The organism is Pseudomonas sp. KCJK9111, from assembly GCF_046231935.1.
GTDB lineage: Bacteria > Pseudomonadota > Gammaproteobacteria > Pseudomonadales > Pseudomonadaceae > Aquipseudomonas > Aquipseudomonas parafulva_B.
Genome location: NZ_JBJJMO010000136.1, coordinates 1 through 556 on the forward strand (window position 1 = coordinate 1; position 556 = coordinate 556).

General features: G+C 58.5%; 1 protein-coding gene. It reads left to right on the forward strand.

Annotated elements, in window-relative coordinates; all coding sequences use genetic code 11:
• A partial coding sequence (locus ACK59L_RS21510; protein ID WP_409275961.1) for an immunoglobulin-like domain-containing protein occupies positions 1-556 on the forward strand: 556 nt, incomplete at both ends.

Sequence of the window (556 nt, forward strand, 5' to 3'; positions counted from 1 at the left end):
AGTGCACGTGAACACGGCCCTGGCTAACGACCTGGTCGTGACCTTGAGCAACAACGAGAAGGTCACCATCAAGGCCGGCGAAACCAGCGCCCAGTACACCCACGCAGCGCAAGGCGACGACGTCTACAAAGACTCCGGCGAAATCAGCCTGGGCATCAAGTCGGCAGCCGACGTAGGCGGCCGTACCTTCGAGAACCTGCAACTGGGCAATGATGCTTCGGTCAAAGTGACCGACACCATCGACGAAGTTGTGGCCAAGCTCACTGCGACTACTTCGGTTGCCGAAGGTGGCCAGATCACCTACACCGTGACTCTGACCAACAAAGACGGCTTGCCCATCGACAAGCATGGCGCGCTGACCTTCACACTGGATGATGGCAAGACTGTCATCACCATCCCGGCGAACAGCACTACCGGTTCGGTCACTGTGACCGCCCCTGACAACGACTACGTCGGTGCCAACGATCCGGTCGTTAAATCGATCGCCTCCGTTGCCGGCGCTGATGTTGGCAAGTTCGAGCAACTGACTCTGGACAAGACGCCAGTCAGCACTCAA